The 24,987-nt window shown below is 70.1% G+C and carries 22 protein-coding genes; 6 read left to right on the top strand and 16 right to left on the bottom strand.

All coding sequences use genetic code 11. The annotated features are described in order from the left end of the window. Positions 1-7: 7 nt before the first annotated feature. Positions 8-901, bottom strand: coding sequence for a DMT family transporter (locus ACGFSA_RS07035; RefSeq protein ID WP_393300766.1), 894 nt, complete (start codon positions 899-901; stop codon positions 8-10). Between the two features lie 181 nt (positions 902-1,082). On the opposite strand from ACGFSA_RS07035, the gene ACGFSA_RS07030 reads away from it, so the two are divergent. Further along, positions 1,083-2,741, top strand: coding sequence for an FAD-binding dehydrogenase (locus ACGFSA_RS07030; protein ID WP_393300763.1), 1,659 nt, complete (start codon positions 1,083-1,085; stop codon positions 2,739-2,741). A gap of 187 nt (positions 2,742-2,928) precedes the next feature. Here ACGFSA_RS07030 and ACGFSA_RS07025 read toward each other — a convergent pair whose 3' ends face one another. Further along, positions 2,929-3,369 (bottom strand): ASCH domain-containing protein, encoded by a 441-nt coding sequence (locus tag ACGFSA_RS07025; RefSeq protein WP_393300761.1) that lies wholly within the window; start codon positions 3,367-3,369, stop codon positions 2,929-2,931. A 222-nt stretch (positions 3,370-3,591) separates the two neighbouring features. On the opposite strand from ACGFSA_RS07025, the gene ACGFSA_RS07020 reads away from it, so the two are divergent. Continuing rightward, on the top strand, positions 3,592-4,551 hold the full coding sequence (locus tag ACGFSA_RS07020) for a hypothetical protein (protein WP_393300758.1): 960 nt from the start codon (positions 3,592-3,594) through the stop codon (positions 4,549-4,551). Positions 4,552-4,623: 72 nt separating this feature from the next. Further along, positions 4,624-6,195, top strand: a complete 1,572-nt coding sequence (locus tag ACGFSA_RS07015) for an APC family permease (protein WP_393300755.1) — start codon at positions 4,624-4,626, stop codon at positions 6,193-6,195. 421 nt (positions 6,196-6,616) lie between these two features. Here ACGFSA_RS07015 and ACGFSA_RS07010 read toward each other — a convergent pair whose 3' ends face one another. Together ACGFSA_RS07010 and ACGFSA_RS07005 are read right to left on the bottom strand one after the other, a co-directional pair. Beyond that, on the bottom strand, positions 6,617-8,014 hold the full coding sequence (locus ACGFSA_RS07010) for a gluconate:H+ symporter (protein WP_393300752.1): 1,398 nt from the start codon (positions 8,012-8,014) through the stop codon (positions 6,617-6,619). Positions 8,015-8,025: 11 nt separating this feature from the next. Next, complete coding sequence (locus ACGFSA_RS07005; RefSeq protein WP_393300749.1) at positions 8,026-8,535, bottom strand: gluconokinase; 510 nt, start codon at positions 8,533-8,535, stop codon at positions 8,026-8,028. Between the two features lie 144 nt (positions 8,536-8,679). On the opposite strand from ACGFSA_RS07005, the gene ACGFSA_RS07000 reads away from it, so the two are divergent. From ACGFSA_RS07000 to ACGFSA_RS06990, 3 genes are all read left to right on the top strand, one after another. Then, complete coding sequence (locus tag ACGFSA_RS07000; RefSeq protein WP_393300746.1) at positions 8,680-9,381, top strand: FadR/GntR family transcriptional regulator; 702 nt, start codon at positions 8,680-8,682, stop codon at positions 9,379-9,381. Between the two features lie 362 nt (positions 9,382-9,743). Next, entirely contained in the window at positions 9,744-10,829 is a 1,086-nt protein-coding gene (locus tag ACGFSA_RS06995; RefSeq protein WP_393300744.1) for an S-(hydroxymethyl)mycothiol dehydrogenase, read from the top strand. Next, complete coding sequence (locus tag ACGFSA_RS06990; RefSeq protein WP_393300741.1) at positions 10,829-11,458, top strand: MBL fold metallo-hydrolase; 630 nt, start codon at positions 10,829-10,831, stop codon at positions 11,456-11,458. The genes ACGFSA_RS06995 and ACGFSA_RS06990 overlap by 1 nt, the downstream gene beginning before the upstream one ends. Positions 11,459-11,468: 10 nt before the next feature. Here ACGFSA_RS06990 and ACGFSA_RS06985 read toward each other — a convergent pair whose 3' ends face one another. The 12 genes from ACGFSA_RS06985 to ACGFSA_RS06930 form a co-directional block, all read right to left on the bottom strand. Beyond that, positions 11,469-12,404, bottom strand: a complete 936-nt coding sequence (locus tag ACGFSA_RS06985) for a pseudouridine synthase (protein WP_393300738.1) — start codon at positions 12,402-12,404, stop codon at positions 11,469-11,471. A 141-nt stretch (positions 12,405-12,545) separates the two neighbouring features. After that, positions 12,546-13,187 carry a hemerythrin domain-containing protein gene (locus tag ACGFSA_RS06980; RefSeq protein WP_393300735.1) on the bottom strand — a complete coding sequence of 214 codons (642 nt, stop codon included), beginning with the start codon at positions 13,185-13,187 and terminating at the stop codon, positions 12,546-12,548. A gap of 66 nt (positions 13,188-13,253) precedes the next feature. Then, the gene (locus ACGFSA_RS06975) at positions 13,254-15,104 is read right to left on the bottom strand and encodes an acyl-CoA dehydrogenase (protein WP_393300732.1); all 1,851 of its coding nucleotides are present in this window, start codon (positions 15,102-15,104) and stop codon (positions 13,254-13,256) included. A 38-nt stretch (positions 15,105-15,142) separates the two neighbouring features. Beyond that, positions 15,143-16,237, bottom strand: a complete 1,095-nt coding sequence (locus ACGFSA_RS06970) for a pyridoxal phosphate-dependent aminotransferase (protein ID WP_393300729.1) — start codon at positions 16,235-16,237, stop codon at positions 15,143-15,145. Positions 16,238-16,300: 63 nt separating this feature from the next. After that, complete coding sequence (locus ACGFSA_RS06965; RefSeq protein WP_393300726.1) at positions 16,301-17,944, bottom strand: AMP-binding protein; 1,644 nt, start codon at positions 17,942-17,944, stop codon at positions 16,301-16,303. Between the two features lie 2 nt (positions 17,945-17,946). Then, positions 17,947-18,930 carry an acyl-CoA desaturase gene (locus tag ACGFSA_RS06960; RefSeq protein ID WP_393300724.1) on the bottom strand — a complete coding sequence of 328 codons (984 nt, stop codon included), beginning with the start codon at positions 18,928-18,930 and terminating at the stop codon, positions 17,947-17,949. Positions 18,931-19,017: 87 nt separating this feature from the next. Continuing rightward, positions 19,018-20,451: an MFS transporter gene (locus ACGFSA_RS06955; protein WP_393300721.1), complete on the bottom strand. Its 1,434-nt coding sequence runs from the start codon at positions 20,449-20,451 to the stop codon at positions 19,018-19,020. Positions 20,452-20,561: 110 nt separating this feature from the next. Next, the gene (locus ACGFSA_RS06950; RefSeq protein WP_393300718.1) at positions 20,562-21,476 is read right to left on the bottom strand and encodes an SDR family NAD(P)-dependent oxidoreductase; all 915 of its coding nucleotides are present in this window, start codon (positions 21,474-21,476) and stop codon (positions 20,562-20,564) included. A 13-nt stretch (positions 21,477-21,489) separates the two neighbouring features. Continuing rightward, on the bottom strand, positions 21,490-22,509 hold the full coding sequence (locus ACGFSA_RS06945; protein ID WP_393300715.1) for an SDR family oxidoreductase: 1,020 nt from the start codon (positions 22,507-22,509) through the stop codon (positions 21,490-21,492). Further along, entirely contained in the window at positions 22,506-23,831 is a 1,326-nt protein-coding gene (locus ACGFSA_RS06940; protein ID WP_393300712.1) for an NAD(P)/FAD-dependent oxidoreductase, read from the bottom strand. The genes ACGFSA_RS06945 and ACGFSA_RS06940 overlap by 4 nt, the downstream gene beginning before the upstream one ends. After that, complete coding sequence (locus tag ACGFSA_RS06935; RefSeq protein ID WP_393300709.1) at positions 23,831-24,730, bottom strand: class I SAM-dependent methyltransferase; 900 nt, start codon at positions 24,728-24,730, stop codon at positions 23,831-23,833. The genes ACGFSA_RS06940 and ACGFSA_RS06935 overlap by 1 nt, the downstream gene beginning before the upstream one ends. After that, positions 24,727-24,978, bottom strand: coding sequence for an acyl carrier protein (locus ACGFSA_RS06930; RefSeq protein WP_393300706.1), 252 nt, complete (start codon positions 24,976-24,978; stop codon positions 24,727-24,729). Before ACGFSA_RS06930 ends, ACGFSA_RS06935 begins: the two co-directional genes overlap by 4 nt. Positions 24,979-24,987: the final 9 nt, after the last annotated feature.

Here is a 24,987-nt window from a genome sequence, read left to right as displayed (position 1 = left end):
CCGCCCGTCAGTACGGCTGGAGGCTGCGCCTGCGGTGATGGTGGCCGCGCCCCTCCGGCATCGCCGGATGCAGCCCCAGCAGCATGATCCCGACGACGATCGCCGTCAGACCCGTCGCCTGCCAGGCCAGCGCGGCCGCGTCGGTACGCAGCTGGTCGCCGAGGAACCCGACCCCGCAGGCGATCCCGGCCAGCGGCTGGGCGGCGGTCAGCGCGGGCAGCGACGTCCGCAGCGGCCCCGTCTCGAAGGCGCTCTGCACCAGGATCAGACCCGTCACACCCAGCACCACCACCGCGTACGGTTGCCAGCCCGTCACCAGGGCGGTCCACCCCCCGTCCGACAGCCGCTGTCCGCTCACCCGGGTCAGCGCGTCCTGGAGGCCGTACAGCAGCCCGGCCGCCACCGCGAGCAGAGCGGGGGCCGCTCCGTGCTGCGAGCGCTTCGCGAACGTGGTCAGCATCATGGCGATGCCCACGACCACGCCGATCACCAGCCAGTGCCGCAGCTCGTTCGTGACCACCTCGCCACCCTGCGGCCGGCCTCCCAGCAGGAAAGCGGTGACTCCGCCGGCCAGCAGCCAGAGCCCCGCCCAGCCCTGCCGGCCCAGCCGCTGCCCGGTGCGATGGCGCGACAGAGCCATCGCGAAGAGCAGATTGGTCGCCAGCAGCGGCTCGACGACGGACACCTCGCCCTTGCCCAGGGCCAGCGCCCCCAGCGCCATGCCGCAGACCATCAGTCCGATCCCGGCCAGCCAGCTCGGCACCCGCATCAGGTCGAGCAGCAGCCGGGGGGAGAGGAAGTCGCTCCTTGGGGCGTGCTCGGCAGCGGCCTGCTGCAGGACAAAGCCGAATCCCAGACAGCAGGCGGCGCTCACGGCGAGTACGAGGACCAGGACCGACACGCTTCTCTTCCTCAAGTCCGGCCAGGGGAGGGTGATTTGTTTCGACGATAGCGCCTCGGTGGCAGGGGCGCGGCCGGAGCGCCGCCGACCGGGCGGTTGACGCAGTACCGGCCGGTGCCCAAGATCTGACGCACGAGTAACTTCCGGCTCGCTCCGGCCCACTCCGACAAGGACGGAACCCATGGCGTACGACGCTGATGTGATCGTGATCGGGGCAGGGCTCGCGGGTCTCGTGGCCACTGCCGAGCTCGTCGACGCGGGCCGCACGGTCATCCTGCTCGACCAGGAGCCCGAGCAGTCGATCGGCGGTCAGGCGCACTGGTCCTTCGGCGGTCTCTTCCTCGTCGACTCGCCCGAGCAGCGCCGCATGCGGATCAAGGACAGCCAGGAGCTGGCCCTTCAGGACTGGCTCGGCACCGCGGGGTTCGACCGGAAGGAGGACCACTGGCCACGGAAGTGGGCCGAGGCGTACGTCGATTTCGCGGCGGGGGAGAAGCGGTCCTGGCTGCACGCCCAGGGGCTGCGGATCTTCCCCGTCGTCGGCTGGGCCGAACGCGGCGGTTACGGCGCGACCGGCCACGGCAACTCCGTACCCCGTTTCCACATCACCTGGGGCACCGGCCCCGGCGTCGTCGCTCCGTTCGAACGCCGGGTCCGTGAGGGCGTAGCCAAGGGGCTTGTCCGGCTGAGGTTCCGCCACCGGGTCACCGGTCTCGGCCGCACCGCGGGGGCTGTCGACACCGTGACCGGCGAAGTCCTCGAGCCGAGCGGCGCCGAGCGCGGCACGGCGAGCAGCCGCGAGGCGACCGGCACCTTCGAGCTGAGGGCACAGGCGGTGATCGTCACCTCCGGCGGCATCGGCGGCAACCATGACCTCGTCCGCGCCCAGTGGCCCGAGCGGCTCGGCACCCCGCCCGCGAAGATGCTCTCCGGCGTCCCCGCCCATGTCGACGGACTCATGCTCGGCATCACCGAGGAGGCGGGCGCCCACCACATCAACCGCGACCGGATGTGGCACTACACCGAGGGTATCGAGAACTGGAACCCGATCTGGGCCAAGCACGGCATCCGGATCCTGCCGGGCCCCTCCTCGCTCTGGCTGGACGCCCGCGGCAAGCGGCTACCGGTCCCCCTCTTCCCGGGCTTCGACACGCTCGGCACCCTCGAACACATCATGAAGTCCGGCCACGACTACACCTGGTTCGTTCTCGACCAGAAGATCATCGGCAAGGAGTTCGCGCTCTCCGGCTCCGAGCAGAACCCCGACCTGACCGGGAAGTCGGTCCGTGACGTGATCGGCCGGGCGCGCGCCGACGTGCCGGGCCCGGTCAAGGCGTTCATGGACAACGGCGTGGACTTCGTCGTCGAGAAGGACCTCGACGCACTGGTCCGCGGCATGAACGCGCTCACCGGCGAGCAGCTGATCGACGCGGACGCGCTGCGCCGCGAGATCACCGCCCGGGACCGCGAGATCGTCAACCCGTTCACCAAGGATCTCCAGATCACGGCGGTCCGCGGGGCCCGCGCCTATCTGGGCGACAGGCTGATCCGTACGGCGGCACCGCACCGCATCCTCGACCCGAAGGCCGGCCCGCTGATCGCCGTGCGGCTGAACATCCTCACCCGCAAGTCGCTCGGCGGACTGGAGACGGACCTCTCGTCGCGGGTGCTGACCGAGGACGGCACGCCGCTCGCCGGTGTGTACGCGGCGGGGGAGGCGGCCGGATTCGGCGGCGGAGGGATGCACGGCTACCGCTCGCTCGAAGGGACGTTCCTCGGCGGCTGCATCTTCTCCGGGCGGGTGGCGGGCCGCGCCGCGGCAGAGGCGGTCGGCGCCTGACGGGACAGCTCTTGGGGTCTTCCGTTCGGATCGGGCCGGATCGGGGAGCGGCTGGTGTCGCCGTGGTGCGTGCAGCCGCAAGGCGGAGGAGGGAGTGAGTCGGCGACCGACGACAACGCCGCAGACCCGCGTGCCGGACCCCGCGAGCCCGGCATGATCCGAACGAGGGGCCCTGGCCGCAGACGCGTCACCCCCCGACGACGGGGTCGAGCAACTCGACGACCCGGAACCGTTCGGCGACGATCAGCGTGTCGTCATCGACCGTGAACTCCGGGTCGCCGAGCGCCTCCCGCATCTCCTCCCCGTGCCAGAACCGCTCGTGGCCCGCGCGCCACTGCGCCACCGACGTGTCGCCCTCGCCCTCGTCGAGCACGTGCTGGAGACCGACGTCACCGAGCCGCAGGACCCGTACCCCCGTCACCTCGACGACCGCGATCTCCCGGCCGTCCGAATCGATCAGCGCCGACCGTTCGCCCACCGCGGGCAGCTCCTCCTGCTCCACCGCGTACTCCGCGAGGAGTCCCGTCGTCGACACCTTCACGCCGGCGAGCACCGCCCCCACCAGCTGGTCGCGCAGCGGCCCGGGAAAGGCGAGAAGGAACGGTTTGAGAGCTTCACGGTTCGACATGGCGCCAGTCTCACATGTCCCGGCACCTCCCGAAGGAGAGAAGGTGAAGGTCTGAGTTCCGGCCAACCCAGCTGAAAATGAGCGTAGTTGATCGATCCGGCTCTTGACGTGGAGCCCCGTCTGCCGCTTTGCTGTGGCGCGTTCGGAATATCTGTACCTGCCTCGTACGTGTTTGCGCCAGGCCCGTACTGTGCTCGTACCCATGCCGTAAAGGAACCAGCGGTGTCGCCGCCCCCGCCTTCTCTGGGCCGCTCCCGAAGACGGGGCGGGCGCTCCGGCCACCCCTTCGACACGGCACTTGACGACACCGAACTCATCGACGTACGAGGACAGTTCACCCAGGGGCGGTGGACCAGGGCCCGCTCCCTGCTGGTCGCCACCGGCCATGACTGGGACCGCCGCGGCCACCGCGTCGTCTCTCTCGCCGAGACCCCGTCCGCCGCCGGATGGGCCCAGGACTGGCTGCTTGCCGAACCCGAGAGCGCCGATGCCGCGACCCTGCTGGCCTGCGCCACCGTGGTCCGCGCCCTGCATGGCAAGGACACCCCCGAAGCGGCCCGCGACGCCTGTCTGCGTGCCGCCGGGCTGGCCCCCGACGACCCCACGCCCTGGCTGGGGCAGCTGATGCTGGCCCGTGGCCACGGCACCCAGGAGGAGGCAGGGAAGTACTTCGACGAAGTGCGCCTCCGCCACCCCGACCACCACCACGCGCACCATCTGATGACGGCCCTGCTCGCCGAGAACCATCCCGACAGCGGCCAGGACCCGCTGCACGAGGTCTACGACTTCGCCGCCTGGGCCGCCGAACGGGCCCCCGCCGACTCGCCGCTCGCCGTCCTCCCGGTCGTCGCGCACGCCGAGCGTTACCGCGTCCTGGTCGCCACGGGCAGCGAGTCCGACGACCCGGTGGGCTCCGGGCACTGGGAGGGGCGGCGGGCCCGGCAGGTGATGAAGGCCGCCTTCGACTGGTGGCTGGAGTGGGAGCGCGAGGACCATCCGCGCAACCGTGCCGACCTCAACTTCCTGGCCCACGCGAAGGTGTGCGGGAGCCGGTCCGCGGAGGCCGCGGCCCTCTTCCAGCGCATCGGCCACCATGCCACGCCCGCGCCCTGGTCGTACTCCGGCCGGGACCCGTACCGGACCTTCCTCACGGCACGCGGCGCCGCACTCGGAACCCCGTGAACGCCCGCCGCCGCGCCACCCCCCGTTGTGCACCTCCCCGCATTTCTCCTCAACGAAGGGACCACCCCCGCCATGTCGACGGGCAGTTCAAGAACGAGCGAGACCGGCACCACCGGCGTGACGAGCGACACGGGCGGCATCAGCACCTACAAGGGTGAGGAGCGGGCCCTGCGGGCGGACCGGCTCGGCACCCCGGGACTGCTTCTCTCGGTCCTCGCCGCCAGCGCCCCTCTGATGGTCGTCGCCGGGGTGATGCCCACCGTCTTCGGCGTGATGGGCATCGTCGGCCAGCCGCTGCTGTACGTCATCCTGGGCATCGTCCTGATGCTGTTCAGCGTCGGTTACGCGGAGATGAGCCGGCACGTCCACAACGCCGGTGCCTTCTACGCGTACATCGCACGAGGACTCGGCCCGACCGCGGGCGCCGGTGCGTCACTCGTCGCGCTGGTCGCGTACAGCGCCATGCAGGTCGGCATCTACGGCATCCTCGGCTTCGAGGTCTCCGGCCTGTTCTCCACCTATCTGGAGATCGAACTCGCCTGGTGGATTCCGGCAGTTGTCGCCGTCGTGATCGTCGGTGTGCTCGGCTGGCTGAAGATCGACCTCAACGCCAAGGTCCTCGGCGTGCTGCTGGTCGTCGAGTGCGCCCTCGTCGTGATCTTCGACATCGCCGCCGTCTCCAAGCCGGGACCGGAGGGACTGTCGCTGCACGCCTTCAACCCGGACACCCTCACCGGCGCCGGACTCGGCACCGCGCTCTGCTTCTGCATCGCCGCGTTCGTCGGGTTCGAGCAGGCGCCGGTGTACGCAGAGGAGACCAGCCGCCCGCAGATCGTCGTCTCCCGGGTGATGTTCCTCGCCGTCGGCTACGCCGCCCTGTTCCTTGCGATCGGCTCCTGGGCGCTGACCGTCGCCGCGGGCCCCGACTTCATCGCCGACACCTCGCTGAAGGAGGGCCCCGGGATGCTGTTCGGTCTCACCGAGGACCGTCTCGGTACCACCTTCACCGACGTGCTGCACGTCCTCTTCGTCACCGGCATGTTCGCGGCGCTGCTCAGCTTCCACAACGTCGTCGCCCGGTACGCGTTCGCGATGGGCCGTGAGAACCTGCTGCCCGCCGCGTTCGGCCGGACCAACAAGTCCAGCGGTGCCCCGGCCACCGGCTCGCTGCTCCAGTCCGTCGTCTCCCTGGTCATCGTGCTGGCCTTCGCGTTCACGGACGACAATGCGGTCGGCGACCCGACCGCCCCGGTGCTGCACCTGTTCACCTGGATGGGCAACGTCGGCGCGCTCGGCGTCATCGTGCTGATGGCCGCCGCCTCCTTCGCCGTGATCGCCTTCTTCGTCAAGCGCGGTGCCGGCCGGGCGCAGCTGTGGCGGCTGGTCGCCTCCGGTCTGGCCGGTGCGGCGCTGGTGGCCATCGCCGTCTTCACGGTCCGGGACTTCGACGTACTCGTCGGATCCGGTCCCGGCTCGGTGCTCAACTGGCTGCTGCCCGGAGTCGTCGTCGCCGCGCTCGTCATCGGTCTGGTCTACGGGGCGGTGCTGCGCTCGACGAAGCCGGCGGTGCACGCCAGGATCGGCCTGGGCAACGAGGCGTTCCAGTTGGAGAAGGCGGCGGAGAGCGGTGCGGTCCACCACTGAGGCCCGTTACCGAAGTGTGACGGACACCCGCGGCCCCTGGTGACATGCGGCCGCGGGTGCTCGAATGGATGGGTGGACAGTCGCCCTCCCGATGCCGCAGGCGCACCCGTGGGCCGTACGCCGTGGCGTGCGCACCGGGTCGGTCGAGCGCCATTGGGCGCGGGCCGAACACCCGCTGTGGGGGAATGCGCCGAGAGGCCGGAAGGACGGTCCGGCGAGTCGCCGGACGACTCGCCGGACCTGCCCCGGAGGGGCCCTAAGAGGAGCTCACAAAATGGGCGCCCGGCTCGCGGCGTCTGGCACGCACGCTCGCTGCGTTGCCGAAATGCCCTAGTAGCTCCGCTACGAGGACCTTCCGACGCCTTGCGATCGCACGCACCAGACGCCGCGAGCTGATCGGACTCCCATTTTGCGAGCTCCTCTAAAGGACCAGCGACAGCAGCAGGATGAAGCCGAGCGAGACCACGGAGATGATGGTCTCCATCACCGACCAGGTCTTCACCGTCTGGCCGACGCTCATCCCGAAGTACTCCTTCACCAGCCAGAAACCGGCGTCGTTGACGTGGCTGAAGAAAAGCGAGCCCGCACCGACTGCGAGGACCAGCAGCGCAGCGTGCGACGTCGACATGTCGGCGGCGAGCGGGGCGACCAGACCGGCCGCCGAGATCGTGGCCACGGTCGCCGAGCCGGTCGCGAGCCGGATCGCGACGGCGATCAGCCAGCCCAGCAGCAGCGCCGGGATCGACCAGTCCTTGGAGAAGTCCAGGATCATCTGGCCCACACCGGCATCGATGAGGGTCTGCTTGAAGCCACCGCCCGCACCGACGATCAGCAGCACGCCCGCGATCGGGGCGAGGGACTTCTCGACGGTGACCGAGAGGCGGCCCTTGCTGAAACCGGCTGCCCGGCCCAGCGTGAACATCCCGACTATGACGGCCGCGAGGAGCGCGATCAGCGGCGAGCCGATCACGTCGGTGACCCGCTGGACGTGGTTCTCCGGGTTGTCCACGACGATGTCGACGAGGGCCTTGACCAGCATCAGCACGACGGGCAGCAGGATGGTCGCCAGCGTGGCGCCGAAGCTGGGGCGACGTTCCAGGTCCTCCGACGGACGCTGCGGGATCATCTTCTCGGGCGCCTTGATGTCCACCCAGCGTGCGGCGTAACGGGAGAAGACGGGGCCCGCGATGATCACGGTCGGGATGGCGACCAGGACACCGAGCGCCAGCGTGACACCGAGGTTGGCGCCGAGGGCGTCGATCGCCACCAGCGGGCCGGGGTGCGGGGGGATCAGCCCGTGCATCACGGAGAGACCGGCCAGCGCCGGGATACCGATCCGCATCAGGGAGTAGTTGCCGCGCTTGGCGACGAGCAGCACGACCGGGATCAGCAGCACGATGCCGACCTCGAAGAAGAGCGGCAGACCGATGATCGAGGCGATGAGGACCATCGCCCACGGCATGGCGCGCCCGCTCGCCTTCGCGAGAATCGTGTCGACGATCTGGTCCGCGCCGCCGGAGTCGGCGAGCAGCTTGCCCAGGATGGCGCCGAGCGCGATCAGGACACCGACGCCCGCGACGGTCGAGCCGAGACCGGCGGTGAAGCTGGCGATCGTCTTGGCGGGCGTGGCACCGGCGAAGGAGCCGAGGGCCAGCGAGCCGATGGTCAGCGCGAGGAACGCGTGCAACTTGAACTTGGTGATCAGCAGAACGATGACGGCGATGCCGGCCAGGACGGCAATGCCCAACTGCGCGTTGCCTGCCGAAGTGATCGGTTCGACGGCGTCCGCTGCCAACATCTCGACGCTGAGACTGGTCACGGTGGGGATCCTTAGTCTTCGAGCCGGCGCAGCGCGGCGACGGCTCGCTGGGTGATTTCTTCGGGGGTGCCGGACACATCGACGGAGACGCCGACCTCGTCCTCCTGCAGCGGCTGCAGGGTGGCGAACTGCGAGTCGAGCAGCGCGGTCGGCATGAAGTGGCCCTTGCGGTCCGCCATGCGCTCCTCGATGAGGGCCCGGTCACCGGTCAGGTGGAGGAAGACGGCACCGGGGGCCTCGGCGCGCAGCCGGTCGCGGTAGACCCGCTTGAGCGCCGAGCTGCTGACGACGCCGCCGAGTCCGGCCCGGTCGTGCGCCCACTGCCCGATCGCATCGAGCCAGGGCCACCGGTCGGAGTCGTCCAGCGGGGTGCCGGCCGACATCTTGGCGATGTTCGCCGCGGGATGGAACTCGTCGCCCTCGGCGTACGGAACGCCGAGTTCGGCGGCGAGCAGGGGGCCGATCGTGGTCTTGCCGGTCCCTGCCACGCCCATCACCACGACTACGTGGGGGGTGCTCATTGGTGGTGCCTCGCTGTCTCCGTCGATGTCGTCCTCGACACCGGTCCGTCGCGCAACTGAAACCTATACGTACGACTTATTCAAGATTCTGTGACATAAAAGTCGTACTTTTTGTTCCAGGTGCGTGACCCGTAGGCTTTGCCCATGACCACACAGGGCCCCGGGCTGCATACACACGTGCTGGACACCCTGGGTCTGGAGATCGCCGCGGGGGACTGCCCGCCGGGCCGGGTGCTGCGCACCGACGAGCTGGCCCAGCGCTTCGACGTCTCGCGCACGGTCGTCCGTGAAGTGATCCGGGTCCTCGAATCCATGCACCTGGTCGAGTCCCGGCGCCGGGTCGGCGTGACCGTGCAGCCGACCGAGGCGTGGAACGTCTACGACCCGCAGGTCATCCGGTGGCGTCTGGCCGGCACCGACCGGCCGCGCCAGCTGCGCTCCCTGACCGTCCTGCGCTCGGCGATCGAACCGGTCGCGGCCGGACTCGCCGCCCGGCACGCCACGCCGGAACAGTGCGCCGCCCTCACCGAATGCGCCCTCGGCATGGTCGCGACCTCACGCGGCCAGCAACTGGAGGGATACCTGGAGCACGACATCGCGTTCCACCGGATCGTGCTCAACGCCTCCGGCAACGAGATGTTCGCGCGGCTCGGGGACGTCGTCGCAGAGGTGCTGGCGGGACGCACCCATCACCAGGTGATGTTCGAGGACCCGGACCCGGCGGCGGTCACGCTCCACGTACGGCTCGCGGAGGCGGTGCGGGAGGGCGACGTGGCGGAGGCGGAGCGGCTGACGAAGGAGATCGCGGTGGGTGCCCTGCACGAACTGGACGTGCTCGCCCCCTGAGACCGCGGGTACGCGCCTTGCGGGGACCCACCCCGGAGCCGCGGGTCGGGGCCCGGATCCGGAGGGCAGGGCCGCGCCGACCTGGCGGTCCTGGACCGCGACCCGTACGCGGGCCCGCCCGAGGAGATCGGCGCCACCCGCGTCCTCCAGACGTACGTCGGCGGGCGCCGGGTCCACGACATGGAGGCCTGACCCGCCGGCAGGCGGCCCCCGCGGAACCTCCGGTGGGGGCCGCCTCCCGCGCGCCACCGTGCCGCCGCTGCCGGGACACCTACGACCGCGTACGGTTGTTCGTGTTCGATCTTCGGATGTCGGTCGAACATCAGAGAAGCCGGGACCGTCACGACAAGGGAGACCACGGTATGGCGCAGCAGGTGCAAGGGGTCATCGCACCGGGAAAGAACGAGCCCGTACGGGTCGAGACGATCGTGATCCCGGACCCCGGTCCCGGTGAGGCCGTGGTGAAGATCCAGACGTGTGGCGTCTGCCACACCGACCTGCACTACAAGCAGGGCGGCATCAACGACGACTTCCCGTTCCTGCTCGGCCACGAGGCCGCGGGCATCGTGGAGTCCGTCGGCGAGGGAGTCACGGACGTCGAGCCCGGCGACTTCGTCGTCCTCAACTGGCGTGCGGTCTGCGGGCAGTGCCGGGCGTGTCGGCGCGGCCGCCCCTGGTACTGCTTCAACACGCACAACGCCAAGCAGAAGATGACGCTGCTGGACGGCACCGAGCTGTCGCCCGCGCTCGGTATCGGAGCGTTCGCGGAGAAGACCCTGGTCGCCGCGGGCCAGTGCACCAAGGTCGACCCCGAGGTCTCCCCGGCCGCCGCCGGGCTGCTCGGCTGCGGCGTCATGGCGGGCATCGGGGCCGCGATCAACACCGGCGAGGTCGGCCGTGGCGACTCGGTCGCCGTCATCGGCTGCGGCGGTGTCGGCGACGCGGCCGTCATGGGCGCCCGGCTGGCCGGCGCCGCGAGGATCATCGCGGTGGACATCGACGACCGCAAGCTGGAGACGGCGAAGAAGATGGGTGCCACGCACACCGTCAACTCCCGCACCACCGACCCGGTCGAGGCGATCCGCGCCCTGACCGGCGGCAACGGCGCCGATGTCGTCATCGAGGCGGTCGGCCGCCCGGAGACGTACAAGCAGGCGTTCTACGCCCGCGACCTCGCCGGCACGGTCGTCCTGGTCGGCGTCCCCACCCCGGAGATGCAGCTCGAACTGCCGCTGATCGACGTGTTCGGCCGCGGCGGCTCGCTCAAGTCGTCCTGGTACGGAGACTGCCTGCCCTCGCGCGACTTCCCGATGCTCATCGACCTGCACCAGCAGGGCCGGATCGACCTCGGTGCGTTCGTCACGGAGACCATCGGGCTCGGCGACGTCGAGCAGGCGTTCACCCGGATGCACGAAGGCGACGTGCTGCGCTCGGTGGTGGTGCTCTGATGACGGCCCGCATCGACCACCTCGTCACCTCCGGCACCTTCGCCCTCGACGGCGGCGAGTGGGACGTCGACAACAACGTCTGGATCATCGGCGACGACACCGAGGCGATCGTTATCGACGCCGCCCATGATCCGGTCGCCATCGAGGACGCGCTCGGCGGCCGCACGCTGCGCGCCATCGTCTGCACGCACGCCCACAACGACCACATCGACGCCGCCCCGGCCCTCGCCGACGCCACGGGTGCGCCGATCATGCTGCACCCCGACGACCTGCCGCTGTGGAAGCAGACCCACCCGGACCGCACACCCGACGCCGAACTGGCGGAGGGCCAGGAGCTGCAGATCGCCGGGACCACGCTCCAGGTCCTGCACACGCCCGGTCATGCCCCGGGAGCGGTCTGCCTGTACGCCCCCGAGCTGTCCACCGTCTTCACCGGGGACACGCTCTTCCAGGGCGGGCCCGGCGCCACCGGGCGGTCGTTCTCGCACTTCCCGACGATCGTCGCGTCGATCAGGGACCGGCTGCTCGCACTGCCGGCGGACACCACCGTTCGTACCGGACACGGCGACTCCACCACGATCGGCGCCGAGGCGCCGCACCTCGACGAGTGGATCGCTCGCGGGCACTGACGTCAGGGGATCACCGGTCCGGCCACGCGGAGAGCCGCAGCCCGCTCTCGAAGCGGCGCGGCCCGCCCGTGACCGGATCGGTGAACTCCAGCACCCGGGCGAGGAGCTGCAGCGGACGCGTCCAGTCGTCCGCCGCCCCCTCCGGTTCGACCACCGGATAGACCGGATCATGGACGAGCGGCAGACCCAGACTGTTCATATGAACCCGGAGCTGGTGGGTGCGCCCGGTGGCGGGCAGCAACCGGTAGCGGCCCAGCCCCGCCCGGTGCTCCAGCAGCTCGATCCGGCTCTCGCTGTTCGCCTCGCCCGGCTCCTCCCGGGCCGCGATCACCCCGCGCTCCTTGACGATCCGGCTGCGTACGGTGCGCGGGAAGGCCTGCGCCGGGTCGTACGGTGCCACCGCCTCGTACTCCTTGCGCACCCGCTTGTCGCGGAACAGCGTCTGGTAAGCGCCCCGCTCCTCGGGCCGTACGACGAAGAGCACCAGGCCTGCCGTCAGCCGGTCCAGCCGGTGTGCGGGCTGCAACGACGGCAGATCCAGCTCGCGGCGGAGCCGGGCCACCGCTGTCTCGGTGATGTGCCGGCCGCGCGGTGTCGTGGCGAGGAAGTGCGGCTTGTCGGCGACGACGAGATGCGCGTCGCGGTACACGACACCGACGGGGAACGGCACCGGCTCCTCGGGCGCGAAGTCCCGGTGGAACCAGAGATACCGGCCCGCCGTGTACGGCTCGTCGGCCGCCACGGGCCCCTGCACCGAGACGAACCTGCCCTCGGTGAGCATCGCGTCCACCCGGTCCGCCCCGATCGCACCGCCGAACCGCGCCAGCAGATGGTCACGGACCGTCGGCCATTCCCCGCCCGGATCCTCGGGGAGCCGTACCCGCACCGGGTCGATGCCGTCCCGCTGCGGCAGGGGCGCCGACGGAGGCTTTGCCCGGCCCCTCATCGCGAGGTCCCGGCCGGTGCGTCGGCGCCCGGGGCGCGGCAGCTGCTGACGGTGCTGGTGGTCATGGTGCCGGTCATCCTGTCACAGCGTCGGCGCAGCTCACCGGCGGTGTCGGACCGGCGGCAGCGTCACCTCTTCGGCTCAGTAGTTCTCGCCGAACGCTGCCCGCTGCCGCTTCTCCAGCCAGCCCTTGAACAGCGCCGCCACCGGCGGCGCGGGCACCCCACCCCGCTCGCCGGGGCCGGCCACGGAGGACAGCCAGGCCGGCATGAACTTCAGGGTCCAACTCGGTGCCGTCTTGCGCATGTGTGTCGCAAACCCCTTCCAGATCTGATTGCCCAGCACCGGCGCCAGCCGCTCGGACAGCTCCCGCTCCTCGTCCCCGGCGTGTTTCGCGAGTTGGTCGCGCACCCCCTCCGTCAGCGTCGCCAGCTCAGCCGCTGCGCCGGGGTCCGTACCAAGTCGGCGGCTGACGTCATGCCAGCTGTGCAGGAGCTTCGACAATTCGTCGTGCTCGGTGGTCATCAGGGTGAGTGCCTCCTCGTCCGCTCCCAGCTGCCGCAGTCGCGGCCAGAGGAACTCGTCCTCGCCCTCGTGGTGGTGCTCGATCAGCAGAAACAGCTTGTCGATGTACTCCCGGAGGGCGGCGGCCCGTTCGGTGTCGGGCGACTGCGCCAGCCGCTCGGCGGTACGGGCGACCCGGCCCAGGTCGCGCACCATCGCGCGGTGGGCCAGCAGCATCGTCTGATGGGCAGGGGGCAGAGCGGCGAAGGACTGGGACATGCGGGTACTCCTTGGGGAATCAGCGTAGGCCCGGTGTGCAGGGGTGCGCGGTTGTCTCCGCGGGCCTCACCAGGCGTCCTCCGGCAGGGACATGAGGACGGTGTCCACCCGGTCCGCGATGGAGCGTTCGGCGGTCAGCAGCGGAAGCACCTCCTGGGCGAAGAACCGGGCAGTGGCTATCTTGCCCACGCAGAAGGCCCGGCGTGCCCGGATCGCGCCACTGGTGTCGACGGGCAGTTCCGTCAGGACCGCCTCGGCGGCGACAGCCTGGCGCAGCAGCAGCCACCCGACCAGTACGTCGCCGGTGGCCATCAGCAGCCGGGTGGTGTTACGGCCCACCTGGTACACGGCAGCCGGGTCCGTGAAGGACTCCATCAGCCGCCCGCTGTTCGACTGGGCCATGCCCCGCAGGTCCTCCAGGGCCCGGGCGAGCAACGCGCGCGTGTCGTCCAGTTCGCCGCCGGTGGAAGTGTCGAGGGCGGTCTTCTCCACCTCGGTGAGCAGTGCGCCGAACGCCTCACCCCCGTCCCGGGCGATCTTGCGGAAGAAGAAGTCGAGACCCTGGATCGCGGTGGTGCCCTCGTACAGAGTGTCGATCTTGGCGTCGCGGATGTACTGCTCCAACGGGAAGTCCCGGGTGTATCCGGCGCCGCCAAGGATCTGCAGGGCGTAGTTGAGCTGCTCGCAGGCGCGCTCGGAGCTGTAGCCCTTGACGACGGGCAGGAGCAGGTCGTTGAGCGCCTTCGCCGCCCGGTCGGGCGTACCGGTGGCCTCTGCGGCGGCAAGCCGGTCCTGGACGGTGGCTGTGTAGAGCATGAGAGCGCGCAGCCCCTCCGCGTACGCCTTCTGCAGCAGCAGAGCGCGGCGCACCTCGGGGTGGCGGATGATGGGCACGCGCGGCGCGTTCCGGTCCGCGAGGGATGCCAGGTCGGCGCCCTGGACCCGGTCCCGGGCGTATGCGGCGGCGTTGAGGTACGCGGTCGACAGGGTCGCTGCGGACTTGGCACCGACGATCATCCGGGCCTGCTCGATAACCTGGAACATCTGCCGTATGCCGTCGTGGACGTCGCCCAGCAGCAGCCCGACGGCGGGCTGTTCGGCGCCGAACGTCAGCTCGCAGGTCGCGGACGCCTTCAGCCCCATCTTGTCCTCGAGGGCGGTGGCACGGACACCGTTGCGGGCACCGAGCCGACCGGTGTTGTAGTCCTCCACCAGGAACTTCGGTACGAGGAACAGGGACAGGCCCTTGGTGCCAGAGCCGTGGCCCTCGGGGCGGGCGAGCACGAAGTGCACGATGTTCTCGGACAAATCGTGCTCGCCTGATGTGATGAACCGTTTGACGCCCTCGATGTGCCAAGTTCCGTCGGGCTGCTGGACGGCCCTGGTGCGGCAGGTGCCGACATCGCTGCCGGCCTCCGGCTCCGTGAGCACCATCGTCCCGCCCCACCGGTGGTCGACCATCAGCCGGGCGAGCCGCTTCTGCTGGGGGGTGCCGAGCCGGTCGAGGATCTTCGCGAAGCCGGCCAGGCCCTGGTACAGGTAGACGGCTGGGTTGGCACCGAGCGCCAGCTCGGCAACGGCCCAGCGGAGGGACGGCGGCACGTCGGTGCCGCCCAGCGAGGCGGGCAGGTCGAGCAGGTGCCAGCCGCCGTCCGTCCATGCGCGGTACGCCCGTTTGAGGGAGTCGGGGAGAGTGACAGTTCCGGCTACCGGGTCGTACACGGGCGGGTTGCGGTCCGCGTCGGTGAAGGCGTCCGCCAGTTCACCGGTGGCGAGCCGCGCCACCTCGGCCAGCACGGTACGCGCCGTGTGTTCGTCGGTGCCCGCGAAGGCGCCGTGGCCGTATGCGTCTGCGCAGCCCAGCACCTCGAACAAGGTGAACTCCAGGTCTCGCAGGTTTGGCTGATAATGGCCCATGGTTGGTGGCCTTGCTCCCTGTTCTTCCGGTCTGCGGATCAGAGCGTTCCAGGGCCGTCGAGCATGGCCCCAAGCGCCGTGGCGAGGCGCTCCACCTCGGCCTCGGTGCCCACGGAGATACGGAGCCGGCCAGGCATGCCGAGCGCGTCCAGCGCGCGGACGAAGATGCGGTGGTCGGCAGCGAGGCGCGCCGCGAACCGGGCGCTGTCGCCCGGCGGCGGCACGTCGACCATGACGAAGTTGCTCGCGGACGGCGCGTAGGTGAGGCCCAGCACGTCCAGCGACTTGCAGAGCAGCTCCCGCACCCGGGCGTTCTCGGTACGCACCCGGTCGAGGTACTCCGGCTGCTCAAGGGCCTGCAGGACGGCCCGCTGGGCATGCCGGTTGACGTTGAACGGCAGTGCGCCTGCGGTGGCGGAGACCCGTGCGATCAGGTCTGCGGGGCCTATGACAACGCCCATGCGTACGGAGGCCAGGCCCCACGCCTTGGAGAACGTCCGCATCACCAGGGCGCGCCGGCCTGCGCGTACCGCTTCGAGGGCGAACTCGTGGGTGGGCCCGGCGAAGTCGATGTATGCCTCATCGAACACGACCACGCCACCACCGGATTCGGCGGCGTCGAGGAGCCGGGTGACGGACGCCCGGTCGAGGAGCGCGCCGGTCGGGTTGAGCGGGTTGCAGAGGAACGTGAGGTCGGCGCCCGCGCCGATCCGTTCGGCGAGCTCTTCGACGGGCAGGCCGACGCCGTCCAGCGGGACGGTGACGGGAGCGCGGCCCACGGACGCGGCCGACATCATGTACCCGGGGAAGGTCGTCGCGGTGGTCACGACGGACGTGCCGGGTTCGCGGAGGAAAGTCAGAGAGGTGACAAGTACCAGCTCGTCGGTGCCGTTGCCGACTGCGACCATGTCCGGGGTGACGCCGAAGTAGGCGGCGAGGGTCTCGCGGAGCTGTCGGCAGTCGGCGTCCGGGTAGCGGTTGAGGTGGTGCGTGGACTCGTCATGCACCGCGTCGATCGCGCCGGGCGGCGGACCGTACGGGTTCTCGTTGAGGTGGAGCCTTAGGTGGTCCCCGCCGTCCGCGATCTCGGTGTCGGCGAAGAAGCCCGGTGGCAGGGTCTGGCCCTGGGACATGGTGGATCCTTTCTGTCGTGAGCCGGCCGTGCCCCTGGGTACGGCCCGGTCGGCGCGTACGGCTCAGTCGAACCGGATGCGGGCGATGGTCTTCAGCCGGGAGTCGTCCTGGCCGAGGAGGCTCCGGCAGCGGAACCGCTGGATCTTGCCGCTGGGCGTCCGGGGTAGATGGCCGCGCTCCACGAACACACACTCGGACAGGGCGATGCCCGACTTCTCCAGGGCCACCGTGGCGGCCCGGTCGGCGATCGACCGGAAGTCGTCGCTGCGGCGGGCCGGTTCGAGGAGCAGCACCAGCCGGGAGACGGGCGAGCCGGGCATCTCGACGAGCGCCGAGCAGCCCTTGCGGACTGGGCCAAGGCCCTCGATCGCCGACTCGATGTCCCCGGTGTGAACATTGCGTCCGCCGACCGAGATGAGGTCGTCGGCGCGGCCTACGAAGAACACCTCGCCGTCGTGTACGAATCCCAGGTCACCGGTGTGTAGTGCGCCGTCGCGGAACCGCTCGGCGGTGCGCTGCGGGTCTCCGTGGTACCGGCTGGCCAGGCTGGGTGTGGAGACCAGCAGCTCCGACACCCGGCCGGCCCGGGCCTGCTGTACCCGGACGCCGGGCAGGGGAGGCCCGTTGGACACGAGCCGGGTGGCGCCCGGCGCGTCCTCGGGGACCTCCACGACCCGGCTGTCGAGCAGGGCCGCGCCGTCGAAGTGACGCACCGACGGCCGCTCGCCCAGCGGCGTGCTGGAGATGGCGAGCGTCGCCTCGGCCATGCCGTACGCGGGCATGAATGCCTCCGGGGCCAGGCCCGAGGAGCGGAACGTCTCCGCGGCGGCGTTCAGGGTGTCCCAGTCGACCCGCTCGGCGCCCACCACGAACACCTTCAGCCGCAGCGGTTTGGGCAGGGCCGTCCGGCCCTGCGCCCGGGTCGCCAGGTGCAGTGCGGTGTTCGTACCGGCCGTCATCGTCGCGCCGAACTCGGACATGTCCCGGAACCAGGTACGCGGCGCCATGCCGAAGCGCTCGGGCGACGACAGTACGAAGTCGTGATCGAACGCCCAAGCGTGCAGCATCGTGCCGAACACGCCCATGTCGTGCGAGAGCGGCAGCCAGGAGGCGATGGTCTCCTGGCCCGGCCGGCCGTCCGACATCTCCCGCAGCATGTGCAGATGGGTGCCGATGGCGCGGACGCTCAGCTCGCAGCCCTTGGGCAGGCTCGTGCTGCCGGACGAGTACTGGATGAACGCGGTGTCCTCGTCACCGGGCGGCGACGGGTCGATACGCCCGCCGCCGTACAGCGATGTCCACGTGAGCACTGGCAGCTGGGCGGTGAGCCCGGCCGGGACCAGGGGCCTCAGGCGCTCGTCGACGAGCAGTACAGCCGGGTCGAGGCCCTCGCTGAGTACCGTCAGCTGGTTGCCGTACTCCTCCGGGGTCTGCCCGCGGGCCGGCAGCGGGAATGACGCGACGGCGCCCCCCGCCAGCCAGACCGCGAGCAGCCCGCGGACAGTGTGCTCCGAGTTGGTGAGAACGGTGGCGACCCGGGTGCCGGGCCGCACGCCGGCCTCGCGCAGGGTCGCTGCCATGCCGTGCGCCTGCGCGACGACCTCATGCCACGGCAGATACGCGAAGCCCTCGCCGTCCCAGTGGTGGAGCGTGCCGTGCGACTCGCCCCGCAGGAGCAGGTCCCACAGTCCGCTCTCGGCCGCCATGGTCACTCCACGTCCACGAGGGAGATGTCCGAGCCTCCGCGGGACCGCTCCGCCATCGGGGCGAGCTTCTGCTGGCTGACCAGGAGCTCCTGTTGGCTGAGTGCGCTGCCGGTCACCCGGCTGATCCCGGCCTCCCGCATCGTCATGCGCTCGGGGTCGATCCGGATGATGTTCCAGGCCAGCCGCGTCTTCTCCAGGCTCCAAATGAAGATTGCGGAGATGTCGACCTCGTACCACTTCATACCGTGCCGGGCGGACCGGGGGAAGGCGTGGTGGTTGTTGTGCCAGGCCTCACCGAACGAGGGGAGGGCCAGCCAGGCGACGTTCCGGGACTCGTCCGTGGTGGAGAAGCGGCGCCGGCCGAAGTAGTGGCCGATCGAGTTGACCGCGTACGTCATGTGGTTGATCAGAAAGATCCGGACCAGGCCGCCCCACAGGATACCGGTGAGCAGGGCCTGGACGGAGCCGCCGGTCAGCGCGAACGCGATCAGGCCGGGCAGCAGGATGCCGGCGGCGACGACGGCCAGGAAGTTCTCGCTCAGCCGGCGCAGCGGCTTCTCCCGTACCAGGTCCGGGCAGTAGCGGATCGGGTCCGAGCTGAGCTTCGTGTTGAACAGCCAGCCGAGGTGGGCGTGCCACATACCGGTGAGAGCGCCTTTGAAACCGGGCTCGAAGCCCAGGTGCGGGCTGTGCGGGTCTCCCTCCTTGTCGGCGACCCGGTGGTGCTTGCGGTGGTGGGCCGCCCAGATGATCGGCGGCCCCTGGCCCGCCATCACACCGGCCGCCGCGAGCCCCACCCGTATCGGCTTGTACGTCTCGAACGCGCGATGCGTCAGCAGCCGGTGATAGCCGGTCGAGATGCCGATGCCCGAGATCACGTACATGATCACCGTGACCAGAACGTCGGTCCAGCCAAGGACTCTGTTCCATGCCAGCACCATGGCGACGCCGAGTGCGAGCAGCGGGACCACGGATACCGCGAGCATGTACCAGCGATGTTCCCTGCCGTCCATATCCCCTCTTCCCCTCAGTACTTAGGTGGTGTTGCACTCGACGTGACGGTCCGGGGCGTGTCAGACGCCCGAGGTCGTCTCCGGGTCGAACTCCGTGCGCAGTGCGGGCAGGGCCAGCGCGAGCAAGGCGGCGCAGGCGCTGAGCACCGTGCCGACGAGGAACGACGAGTGGAAGCTCGCCAGCAGGGCATCGGGCAGCGCCTTGCCCGCGGCCACCTCGTCGTCCAGGCGGCTGCCGGCGAGCGCGGCCAGCACGGCGAGGCCGGTGGCGCCGCCGATCTGCTGACCTGTGTTGAGAACCCCGGAGGCCGCTCCGGAGTCCGACTTGGCCACACCGCTCACCGCGGCCACCACCAGCGGCACCATTGCCAGCCCGTATCCGGCGGCGCACAGCAGCAGCGTGGGCAGGATGTCCGACGCGTACGAGGCCTTGACGGGCGCGCCCCACAGCAGGCCGAGTCCGACGGTCGCCGTGGCCAGTCCGAGCAGGCACAGGACGCGGCTGCCGAGCTTCGGCAGCAGTTGGATCGCGACACCCGAGAACACCGCCATGGTCACGCCGAACGGCGCCCACGAAAGCCCGGCCCGCAGTGGCGACCAGTCCTGCAGGATCTGCATGTACTGGGTCAGGAAGAAGAAGATCCCGTACAGGCCGGAGGCGGCGAGCAGCATCATCACGTTCGCCACGGCGATCTGCCGGTTGGCGAAGATGCCGAGCCGGATCAGCGGCTGCGGGGTTCGCAGCTCCCTGACGACGAAGCCGGTCAGCAGCAGGCCGGAGCCGATGAGCCCGGCGATGGTGGCGGTGGAGCCCCACGGGCGGTGGCTGGTGCTGATCACGGTGTAGACGAGCAGCAGCAGCGCGGACGTGATGAGCACAGCGCCGGTGGTGTCGGTCGACGTCCCCCTGGCCGGCGCCATACGGTCGGCCAAGGCGGGCCGTAGGACGAGCGCGAACAGCAGGATGCCGACCGGAATGTTGATGAAGAACACCCAGCGCCAGTCAATGGTGTCGGTGACGACACCGCCGAGAAGCACACCAGAGACTCCGGAAACGCCGGTGAGGCCGCCCCACACACCGAGGGCTTTACGTCGTTCCTTCGCCTCTGTGAAGACGTTGATCAGGATGGACAGGGCGGCCGGACTGAGCAGTGCCGCGCCGAAGCCCTGTGCGCCGCGCGACACGATCAGCATCTCGGACGTGGTGGCCAGACCGCAGGCCAGCGACGCCACGGTGAAGACACCGAGGCCGGTGAGAAACACCTTTCGCCGGTCGAAGAGGTCCGCGCACCGGCCACCGAGCACGAGAAAGCCACCGAACAGCAGCATGTACGCGTCGACGACCCAGGCCAGCGAGGCCTGTTCGAAGTCCAGTGCCGTGCGGATCGTCGGCAGCGCCATCGCGACGACGGTGTCGTCGATGATGACCATGAACTGTGCGCCGCATGTCACCGCGAGCACAAGGGCTGCCGCCTTGCCAGTCGCTCCGGTCATTGCGGTCGCGGTGGATGGGGCTGTTCCCGTGCCCATGCCTACTCCTGTTCGCTGTCTTCCCATGGGATGGTCGTGCCGTGTGGGGATGTGCCACGCGGCACGCGGGTGGGTCAGGAAGCGGTCGCCTTGGCCACCACTCGGTTCAGCCGGTCCATGCGCGTGGCGAGACTCATCCGGCCCTCCAGCCGGAAGGCGGACAGCCGCCGCCCGTCGACGTCGGTGAAGCCGTACTCGTCGGCCAGATCGCCGACCGTGAGGATCTGGCCCGACCGCTCCCGCACCTCGGCGTCGGCCGCCAGGTGGGCGATGGCGCGGCCCACGTACTCGGGGGAGTGCACCACTGCGGCCGGGCCGTCGCCCAGTGCCTCCCAGGCCGCCTCGACCCGCTCGGTGCGGACGAACCCGGGGTGCAGCGAGAGCGCCGCGACCCGCTTCTTGCGGAGGTCGGCCGCGAACGCCTTGCTCAGTCGGTCGTTGGCGGCCTTGAACACGTCGTACGCGGCCTGCCCGAGGTAGGTGTCCCCGTCGGTGAAGCCGATGCCAACGATCAGCCCGTTCGGCCGCTCGAACATCAGCGGGGTCAGCAGTCGCGTGATGTCGTACTGGGCACGCAGCGACCCCTCGCACAGCTCGTACCGCCACATGGGCTGGTCCCAGTACGGCGCGTCGAACCGGACGTCGGCGGAGCGCTCGTAGCCCGCCCAGGCGTTGTTCACCAGCAAGTCCAGGCCGCCGTGGTCGGCGCGGATCCGGTCGGCGAGGGCCTGGTTGTCATCGGTCGAGCGGTGGTCGCAGCGCACCGCGACGCCGGTGCCGCCCCGGGCGGTGACCTCATCGGCGGTGTCGTCGACCGTGCCAGGCAGGCCCTCGGTGCGGCCCTCGCCGCGGGTGCTGCGTCCGGTGACGTACACCGTGGCCCCCGCCCCACCGAGGGCCAGGGCTATGCCGCGGCCCACGCCCCGGCTGGCTCCGGTGACCACCGCGACGGTCCCATCGAGCCTGGGCGGCTTCCACTCGTCGTTCACGTGTGCGTCCTCTCTAGCTGAGGTGGGCGGAGGCGTACTCAAGCGTCCGCAGATAGGCGTCGGTGTCCTGGACGTGCGGAATGCCATAGCGCGTGCGCAGTTCGGGCATGGACGTCGGCAGAACACCGCCGCTGCACCGCGTCACCTCGCTGACGTCGCGCAGCACCGATAGGTACGAACGGGCCAGCGGAGGCAGCCTGAGCAGCTCCTCGGGGTCGAGGGCGTCCGGGTCGGTGACCGGGATCGAGCCGAGGGTCCGTCCGAGGGCGGACGCGTGCTTGGCGCACACCTCGACGGCACGCTCCATGTCCATGGCCTCGTCGCCGTAGGTGACCCAGAACGAGCCTTCGTCGTCGCCCAATTCGACTGCTCTCAACACGGCCTTCGCGAGCAGGTCCTGCGGCACGATGTCGATCCGGTTGCCCTGGTGCACGGGAATGAAGGGCGCCCGGCCACGGCAGATCCAGTCGGACATCAGCTGCACGATCTGGCCACGCGACGTCCAGCCGGTGGCCGAGTCGCCGATCAGGTTGGTGGGCCGGAACACGGTGTGCCGGATGCCGCTGTCGCGCAGCATCTGCTCGGAGCGTAGTTTGGAACGGACGTAGTTCGTCGTGACGTTGGTGTCGCTGAGCTGGTACGGGGCGTCCGTGAAGAGCGCGGCCACGAAGGCGGTGCTCATGAAGTGGACGGTGGCGCCGACGCGTTCCGCAAAGTCGATCACACGGCGGGTTCCGTCGACGTTGACCGGCTTGTACCGCTCGCCGGGCAGGCCCCACTCGGTCAGCCCGGCCGAGTGGATGACGGTGTCGACGTCACGAGCCAGGGCCGCGTAGCTGTCCTCGTCGAGGCCGAAGCGGGGCTGCGCCAGGTCGGCGCCCAGGACCTCGTCGGTGCCGGGCGGCAGGGCCGTGCCACCGGGCCGGGCCATGGAGATGATCCGGACGGGCCGGCCGGGCGCCTCCCGCAGGATGGCCTGGCCGACGACGCCGGAGGCGCCGGTCAACAGCACGGTGCGGCGCAGTTCGGTCATACCCGGGACTCCTTCCACTCCATGAGCCGTGTGGTGGCGCGGGCGCCGACGTACAGCAGCGGCTCCGGCGGGAAGCTGCGCTGCTTGCGGTGCTCGTCGTCGACGTACAGCAGCCGCGCGTACTCGGAGTCCTTGCCGAGGACCAGGTCGCGCAGCACCTTTCCGCCGGTGTGGGTGGCGGCGATACCGTTGCCGTTGAAGCCGTAGCCGTAGAAAGCGTTGGTGCCCGGGAGTCGCCCGAAGTGCGGGGCGTAGTCCCGGGTGACGTCGACGGTGCCGCCGTACGTGTAGGTGAACTCCACGTCGCCCCACATCGGGAAGAACCGGTGGAACTCCTCGCGCAGCGCCCGGTAGGCGCGCTGGTCGTTCATCCGCCGCCGACGCATGTCGCGGCCCATGAAGTACAGGGCGGGGCCGCCGGCAAACATCAGCCGGTTGTCGGCGGTGAACCGGGCGCAGGTCAGGAACGTCTTCGCCTCGACCATGCCCTCGCGGCCCGCCCAGGCGACCCGGCCGAGCTGCTCATCGGTGAGGGGTTCGCTCACCATCGCGTAGCTCCAGATCGGCACGGTCTTGTTCCGGAACGGCGCGAACGTGAACTGGTGTGCGTTGGCCGCGATGATCACCTTGTCGGCGGTGATACGGCCGCCGGGCGTGACGACCGTGGGCCGCACCCCGGGCAGTACGCGCAGCACGGGCGTGTTCTCGTACACGGTGACGCCGCGGTCCTTGACGACCTTCGCCAGGCCGCGGGCCAGCTTGAACGGGTTGACCAGCGCCCCCCCGGTCCGCATGGCGCCCAGCACGGCGGGGGAGCCGATGACGGCCTGCGCCTGCGCGGCAGTCATGATCTCGGGCTGCTCCCGGCGGGCGATCCTGGTGGCCAGTTCCCGGTCCTCGTGCAGCCGGCGCAGCTGAGCCGTATCGGTGGCGACCATCAGGTAGTCGTTGGCCTCGTACCCCGCCTCGATCTTGTTACGGCGCAGGAACCGGCCGATCTCCAGGATGGACCGGCCCACGGCCTGCGACGCCTCCAGGGCGCGGGACGTGCCGAACTCCCGAACCAGGGCCTGGATGTCCTTGCCAATGGTCGGTGTGACGAACCCGTCGGCGCGGCCGGACGCCCCGTACCCGGAGTACTGGGCCTCAACGACGCGGATGTCGAGCGCGGGCTCGGCCTCCTTGAGGAAGTACGCGGCCCACAGGCCGGTGTATCCGCCGCCGACGATGGCGACATCGCAGTCGCTGGTGTCACGCAGAGGCGGTTCAGGTGTGACCGACTCGGTCTCGTGCCAGTAGACGACGTGCTTGCGTGAACCCACTACCGCCCCTTTTCGAGGATGATCCTCGACAACCCCAGGTGCCGGTTCTCAAAGTGCCGGACGCTCGCACCCAGGTACTTCTCGTAGTTGAGGACGTTCTGCTCGCCCGCGACCCGAACGGCGGACTCGCGGTTCACCCGCAGCCGACGCAGCCATTCGGCGCACGTTCGAGCGTAGTGATCCGGGTCGTTGCGCACCGAGACGACATCGAAGAGCTTCTCGGAGGACTCGACGACCTCGGAGAGCGCCGGGATCTCCGACTCCGGGAAGATCGTGTCGATGATGAACATGAGCTCACGCACGGTGGCCTTGTCCATCACGGTGTTGTTGCCCTTGATGTTGGTCTGGAGGGCGATCCGGCCGCGCGTCGGCAGCCATGCGGAGCACCGCTCGAAGAACTCCCGGTAGGCGGCGATCCGTTCCGGCCGGGACAGACCGGTGGTGGCGAAGTGCTCGAAGGCGCCGATGGAGATGATCGCGTCGTAGCTCTCGTCCGGCTGGTGGTCCCGCCAGTTCTCCACCCGGATCTCCGTACCCGGCAGCGCAGCATCGCGCACCAGCTCGGCCTGACTGTCGCTGAGAGTGAGGCCGACGGCGTGCTCGACGCCGTAGATCCCGGTCAGCCGCTTCAGCAGGCTTCCCCAGCCGCAGCCCACGTCCAGGACGCGCCGCGCGCCGGCCGCCCTGGCCCCCTCGATGAGGTAGTCCAGCTTGCGGGCCTGGGCGCTCTCCAGGGTCTCCTCGACACCGGACGGGCCGGCGCCGGAGTCGTCCCACAGGGCGCAGGTGTAGGTGAGGGAGCTGTCCAGCCACAGGGCGTAGAAGTCGTTGGAGACGTCGTAGTGGTGCCTGATCGCCTCGGCGGTGGCGCCCTGGTAAGCGGTGGTGACGGCGGTCATGCCGCCGCACCGGCGGACTTTGTGGCCTCCACGAGCGCGACCAGGTCACCGACGGTCTTGATGTTGGCGGCCTGGCTCGGGTCGAGCTCGATCTCGGCGTCATCCTCGATGGTGTAGACGATGTCGGCGATCTGGAGGCTGGACAGGCCGACGGCGTCGAAGACCGTGTTGTCGTCCAGGGTCAGGCCCGCGGCCTTGCTGCCGAGCTTCTTCTCTATGAGTGAGCAGACGGTCGCGACGGTGATCACGGTATTTCC

Source organism: Streptomyces sp. NPDC048496 (genome assembly GCF_043200055.1).
Taxonomy (GTDB): Bacteria; Actinomycetota; Actinomycetes; order Streptomycetales; family Streptomycetaceae; genus Streptomyces.
This window is presented reverse-complemented; position numbering and strand designations above follow the sequence as displayed.